Below are 6,920 nucleotides of genomic sequence, written 5' to 3'. Positions count from 1 at the left end.
TCCATATGATTCTTTCTAATGATGGTTTCGTCGCTTTTCATTATAGATCTTATGGGACTTTTTTTCTACACAAAATAGGCTCCATAATATCTATAGGGGATTTACCCACTACAAATATTATAGAGCCAAATAAAAAAGCTTCATAACCTTAATAGAATTTTTCTATCAAGATTACAAAACTCTTTCTTATTTCAAATCTTTTTTATAGCGTTCCAACTCTGCTTGGTTTGCCCAAACATAGTGACCTGGACGAATTTCTACCATAGAAGGCTTATCAGTTTCATAGTCATGTTGATCTGGATCATAGACTTTCAAAACTTTTTTACGTTCCAAGATTGGGTCTGGAATAGGAACAGCTGATAGAAGTGCTTGCGTATATGGATGGACTGGATTGTTAAACAATTCTTCAGTCTCAGCCACTTCAACAATAACACCCTTATAAATTACCGCGATACGATCAGAGATGAAACGAACTACTGACAAATCGTGGGCGATAAAGAGATAAGTTAATCCTAATTCCTTTTGGAATTTCTTGAGCAAGTTCAAAACTTGGGCACGTACTGAAACGTCCAAGGCTGAAATTGGCTCATCCGCAATAACGAAGTCAGGTTGCATAACCAAGGCACGGGCAATCCCGATACGTTGACGTTGTCCACCTGAAAACTCATGTGGGTAACGTGTCAAGTGCTCAGCCAAAAGTCCCACTTCACGAATGATATTTTGAACTTTTTCTTTTCTTTCTTCTTCATCTTTAAATAAATGGTGGTTATAAAGACCTTCAGAAATGATATAATCAACCGTTGCACGTTCATTCAAACTTGCAGCAGGGTCTTGGAAAATCATTTGGATTCGACGGATTAATTCCGAAGCTTGTTCACGTGATTTTTTACCATTAATTTTTTGACCTTCAAAGATGATATCACCTTTGCTGGTATCATTAAGACCGATGATAGCACGACCAATTGTTGTCTTACCACTACCAGACTCTCCAACAAGTGAGAAAGTTTCTCCCTTGTTGATAAAGAAGTTCGCATTTTTAACAGCGACAAACTTTTTGCTTCCTTCACCGAAGGAAATCTCTAAGTCTTTAATTTCTACTAATTTTTCAGACATTTCCTTCCTCCTAGTCCTCAAGATGAGCAAAGCCCATCTTTTCACGAATTTTATCGTGTAAGTCTGCAATCACTGCTGGTTTTGAAACTTTTGGAGCCTGTTCATGAAGCAACCATGTTTTCGCCCAATGAGTATCTGATACTGCAAACTGTGGAGCTTTTTCTTCGAAATCAATCTTCATCGCATAGTCTGAACGTAGAGCAAAAGCATCTCCCTTCAATTCAGTATAGAGCGATGGAGGTGTTCCAGGGATTGAGTACAATTCACCTTTGTCATCCGCAAGTTGAGGCAAGCTTGACAAGAGACTCCATGTATATGGGTGACGTGGGTCGTAGAAGATTTCTTCAACAGTACCATACTCAACGATTTCACCAGCATACATAACCGCTACTTTATCAGCGATACTTGCTACGACACCTAGGTCGTGGGTGATAAAGATTGTTGTAAAGTGGTATTCGTGTTGAAGTGACTTCAACAAATCAATAATCTGTGCCTGAATAGTCACGTCAAGAGCTGTTGTCGGCTCATCACAGATAAGAATGTCTGGTCGACAAGCAAGAGCAATCGCGATAACGATACGTTGACGCATTCCCCCAGAATATTGGAAAGGATACTCGTCAAAACGTTTCTCAGAATCTGGAATACCAACTTTATTCATATAGTCAATAGCCATCTCTTTAGCTTCTTGCGCAGTCTTGCCTTGGTGTTTAACAATAACTTCTGTGATTTGACTTCCGATTGTCTTGATAGGGTCTAGACTGGTCATCGGATCTTGGAAGATAGTTGCAATCTTCGCACCACGAATACTTTCCCATTCTTTATGAGAAGATAAGGTTGTCAAATCTTGTCCTCGGTAATTAATACTACCTTGTGCAACACGACCATTTTCTTCCAACATTCCTGTGAATGTTTTTGTCAAAACTGATTTACCTGAACCTGACTCCCCAACTAACGCGAGGACCTCTCCCTCAATCAAATCGATGGAGACACCTCGAATAGCTGTCAAAATCTTGTCACGAACATCAAATTCCACGACAATATCTTGAGCAGTCAAAATTACATTTTTTCCTTTTATCATGTCTACTCCTATCTATGTGTACGTGGATCACTAGCATCCGCTAGGTTTTGACCAACAACGAACAGTGACAAGGATACCAAGACCAAAGTTGTCAATGGAATCCAGAAGAGGTATGCATTTGTCGTTACGTTTTGAGAGTAATCTGAAATCAAACGACCCAAGCTAGGAACTGTAATCGGCAATCCAAGTCCAAAGAATGATAGGAAAGCTTCATATGAGATAAAGGCTGGAAGCATTTGCGACGTACTCGTAACAATAACAGATACCAATTGTGGCATAATGTTTTTCACAATAATCTTATAACTTGGTGTTCCCAAGGTTCGTGAAGCAAGGTTATACTCTAAATCACGGTATCGTAACATTTGGATACGAATTGAGTGAGCAACATTAATCCAGGTTGTTACACTCATGGCAAAAATCAAGTTCCAGAAACCTGCACCGATAGAGTAAGTCAAAACAATAACGATCAAAAGTGATGGGATATTGTTGATAACGTTGTAGACCTCCATCATGATACGGTCAACTGATTTTGAGATCCCCCAAATTCCACCAATGACAACACCGATAAAAAGGTTGACAAAGGTCGCAATGACAGAAATCAAGATAGAATTACGAGCTCCAAACCAGACACCATCAAAGAGAGATTTACCATTACTATCTGTACCAAACCAATGCTCAGCATTTGGTTTAATGTAACGAGCGCTAAAATCATTTACCTTACTTACATCATTGAAGTCAAAATCAGAGAACATTGGGTAAATGAAACTCATCAAAACAACTGCAATCAAGATACCTAGCATGATTACTGTTGATTTCTTCTTCAAAAATTGTCTAAAAACAGAACCCCAGTATGAATAGGCAGGAGCATCAATTGCTTCAGAGGCATAATCATCACGTTTTACAAACTGAAATTTTTCATTACTAATTGTAGACATTATTTGCCTCCTTTCTCTGTCAATTTAATACGTGGGTCAATAATGGTCATCCAAATATCTCCAATAAGGTTTGAGAAGATTGAGACACAAGTGAAGATAAAGACGAGACCAACTACCATATTATTGTTTGAAGCTTTTACAGAGTCGATCAACATTTTACCCATACCTGGGAAGGCGAAGACTGTTTCAGTAAGAGTTGCTCCACCAATAACACCAATGATAGAACCTGGAATACCAGAAACAAGTGGCACCATAGCATTTTTAAAGATGTGCTTATCAGAAATCTCTTTCTCAGACAAACCTTTAGCACGAGCAAAACGAACGAAATCTTGTGATTGCAAGTCAATCATATAACGGCGAATCCAAATTGCCATAGTAGGTGCTCCTAGCAAGCCCAGAATCACTGCAGGAAGGACATAAGAACGCCAATCACCAGCACCCAAGATTGGGAATGAGTCTGGGAAGCCGATTGAAGAACCAATCAAACGAATAATATAGACTAGGGCAATCGTTGGAAGAGCCAACAAGAACGTTAGAGTCCCTGTTGAGAAACTATCGATCCAAGTGTTTTTGAAACGAGCCATTGCTGAACCAAGAGGAATCGCAATCGCATATGAAATCGCAAGACCAATCAAACCAGTGATAGCAGAACTTGCAATCATAGATGGGTACTGATAGTTGCTTTCAGTAGCTGTATATGGATCATCTTTACCGTAGTTGGCTACTTCACGAGCATCAGCTTGACTCGGAGATTTATAAGTTCTTGAGTAAATGTTAACTGATGATGTTTTCTTACCAGTTGGGAATTGAACTTCAGAAGTCTTCGTTTGTCCTTGTCCTTGTGTAATAACTTGAAGAACAGGAGTATTTGCATAAGTTGGATAAGAATCTCCTAGGTTCAAGTTGACAAAGTTTTGGTGAACAAATGGGAACTGACTATTGAAGTACAAGAGGTATTTGTGTTTAGTACCTGAACCCACAAGAGACCAACCGATAGCAGGGTCATTCTCAAAGCGCAAATAACGCTCTAAGTTAGGATTCTCAGGGTCTTGGATCTTGTTTGTATGGTCAATATCAAGCAAGTTTGCATAGAATTTGAACACACGCTCAAAAATAGGAATTTCACGTGTAGCGTAGAATTGTCCACTCTCTGTAAACTCACCTAGAGTCCAACCATTCCCAAGTTGTTGGATATATTTTTCATAGATTGCTTTATTTGTATCATTTGCATCTACTGTAACAGAAGAGTCAATGCTACTAGCTTTTTCCTGCAACTCTTTCGTATCGTAATATTCGATATAACCCATACGCTCAAAGACGGTATTTTCATAGTTATCACGTTTATCAGCTGTGGTTGCAATTTTATTGTAGTTAGTATCTTGTTTGAAGATCAACTTCCGTGGAACCATCGTATAGATGATTGTGTAAATCAAGGTCGTTACTAAGAAAATAGAAACCAACGACCGCAAGATACGCATAAAAACATATTTTTTCATATTATTTCCTTTAAAATCCCAAAAGAACCTTCTCCTTTAGGAGAGAAAGTTCTGATGAGCATTATTTATTTCACATGACTCGCTAATTCTTTTTGAGCTTTTTCGTTTGATTCAGCTTTTTCTTTGAGCCATTTTTCACGAGCTTTTTGGTATTCTTCTTTTGTAATAGGTTTTTCACCAACCTCAGTGTACTTCAAGTAACCTGAGGTTTCTCCTTTAAGACCCGCAGCTGAGTAAGAAGAAGTAAATGGAATAACTTTAGATACAAATGATACAGCGGTTTCTTTTGGACCTGCCATCACAGGAATTGTCAAACCGTTGTCTGTTAACCAAGCTTGAGCAAGGGCATATTTTTCGTAGCGTTTTTGAACATCTTGATTTTCTTTATTTGCTTCATCAACTAATTTTTCATAGTCAGACAAACCAAGTTTTTGGATAACTGATGCGTCAGTATCTTTGTCAATACCCATAAGCAAGCGAGTATTTCCGCCTTTAATCGTGTACTGGTCTAAGAAAGTTGATGGATCCTGATAATCTGGATTCCATCCAGTCAAAGTATGAATATCCCAGTCTTGTTCTTTTGCTGTTGGAGCACTGAATGAAAGTGGTAATGCTTCTGCTTGAGTCATTTGTTGAAGATCGATTACAACATTGTCTGATCCAAGTACGTTTTCAATAGATTGTTTAAGTGATTGAACACGGTTTACAACAGCTGTAGATTCTTGGATTGTTAGAGCATCTAAGTGGATTGGGAATTCTACCCCTTCAGCTTTCAAGCTTTCTTTTGCTTTTGCAAAGGCTGCTTTAGCTTTTTCTTCATTGTAGAGACCATTTTGCGAATCAGCAAGTGAAATGTTTGACCATGTGCCTGAGTTTGTCTTAGAAAGACTTTCTTCTACAAGTTCACCAAATTGTTTATCACCAACTGGAAGATTATATGGTGTGAAAGTATTACGGATTGCAACTGCAGCTCCTTCTGTGCCATTTGTCTGAGCTGAGTAAGAATTACGATCTACCGCAAAGTTTAGGGCTTGACGGAATTCTTTATTTAGCAAGGCTTTTCTTGTAGATTCTTTTTGACTATCTGTTGTTTTTGAAGTATGGTTATAAGTTGAACGGCCATAGTTCACACTGACAGTAGCGATAGCTGATCCTGGTTCGCTAAAGTAGATGTTGTCTTTGAACTCAGACGCATATTTTTCGTATGTTGAGCTAGTAGGATAAACACGAGCTTTACTGTATTGTCCTTCTGAGAATCCTTTAGCAACAACATCTTGGTCTTTCCCATCCCAGAATGTAAATTTAATGTTTTGAATTTTAACTGCATCTTTATCCCAATAAGCATCATTCTTAGCCATTTCGATTGAAGACTTAGCTGTGATTGCTTTCAAAACAAATGGTCCATTATACAAAATAGAAGATGGATCTGTAGGTGCACCAAAGCCTTCCCCTTTAGATTTAAGGAAATCTTCGTTGATTGGCATCATCACGCCATTTGTTGTTTTATCATTCCAGAAAGTCTCTGGCTGATTCAAGGTGTATTCCAGAGTGTTATCGTCAACTGCTTTTACCCCAACAGTTGAAAAGTCGTTTGTTTCACCGTTAATGTAAGCGCTGAGTCCTTTAATTGAAGAACTAATAACAGACAGCCCTTTTGATTTTCCTTCTACCGCGTGTTTCAACCCTGTCACAAAGTCTTGGGCTTTAACTGGAGCGTATTCTTCTCCTTCAGCAGTAACCCACTTAGCATCCTTACGGATTTTATAAGTATAAGTCAAACCATCTTGTGAAACTGTCCATGATTCAGCAATCGATGGTACGAGGTTGCCATATTTATCATTAGCAAGCAAACCATCTACTGCATTTGTAGTTACAAAGGAAGTAGAATCAACGTTGTTAACAACATAATCCAATGTTTCAGGATCAACTGAATAAACGTATTTATAATCTGATGCTAATTTTGCATTACTTGAACCTGCATTTGAATTCGTGTTTGAACATGCAGCAAGCACTCCTGCAGCAAGCAAGGACACTCCCGCTACCGCAAAAATCCGACTTTTTTTCATGTTTAGTTAACTCCTCTATTAAAATTAATGAGATACTGTTGATTATACCATAATCCCTTTTAAAAGTAAACGAATTTTCAGAATATTTTGTCGCATACCATCTGATGGTAATTTCTCAAAGTAACTTCCACTTTCCTGACCGAAGTGGAAATTAGTCTAAAACGGATTTTTATGGTGGAATTAAGTGTGAGACGTTTGTGGTAGAAATGAGGCCTACTATGACCAAACATAA

At 38.3% G+C, this 6,920-nt stretch carries 5 protein-coding genes; all 5 read right to left on the bottom strand.

Translation table 11 applies throughout. The features are described 5' to 3' along the window. Positions 1-186: 186 nt before the first annotated feature. The 5 genes from QM911_RS09620 to QM911_RS09600 all read right to left on the bottom strand — a co-directional run bounded on the left by QM911_RS09620 (position 187) and on the right by QM911_RS09600 (position 6,688). Positions 187-1,113 carry an ATP-binding cassette domain-containing protein gene (locus tag QM911_RS09620; protein ID WP_001291283.1) on the bottom strand — a complete coding sequence of 309 codons (927 nt, stop codon included), beginning with the start codon at positions 1,111-1,113 and terminating at the stop codon, positions 187-189. Between the two features lie 10 nt (positions 1,114-1,123). Further along, positions 1,124-2,191 carry an ABC transporter ATP-binding protein gene (locus QM911_RS09615; protein ID WP_414313853.1) on the bottom strand — a complete coding sequence of 356 codons (1,068 nt, stop codon included), beginning with the start codon at positions 2,189-2,191 and terminating at the stop codon, positions 1,124-1,126. Positions 2,192-2,199: 8 nt separating this feature from the next. Next, on the bottom strand, positions 2,200-3,126 hold the full coding sequence (gene oppC / locus QM911_RS09610; protein ID WP_414271180.1) for an oligopeptide ABC transporter permease OppC: 927 nt from the start codon (positions 3,124-3,126) through the stop codon (positions 2,200-2,202). Further along, a complete protein-coding gene (locus QM911_RS09605) occupies positions 3,126-4,622 on the bottom strand; it encodes an ABC transporter permease (protein ID WP_371620815.1) in 1,497 nt (498 codons plus the stop codon). Before QM911_RS09605 ends, oppC begins: the two co-directional genes overlap by 1 nt. A 65-nt stretch (positions 4,623-4,687) precedes the next feature. Continuing rightward, positions 4,688-6,688: a peptide ABC transporter substrate-binding protein gene (locus tag QM911_RS09600; RefSeq protein WP_414313852.1), complete on the bottom strand. Its 2,001-nt coding sequence runs from the start codon at positions 6,686-6,688 to the stop codon at positions 4,688-4,690. Positions 6,689-6,920: the final 232 nt, after the last annotated feature.

Source organism: Streptococcus infantis, assembly GCF_047460825.1.
In the GTDB taxonomy this organism is placed as follows: Bacteria; Bacillota; Bacilli; order Lactobacillales; family Streptococcaceae; genus Streptococcus; species Streptococcus infantis_V.
This window is presented reverse-complemented; position numbering and strand designations above follow the sequence as displayed.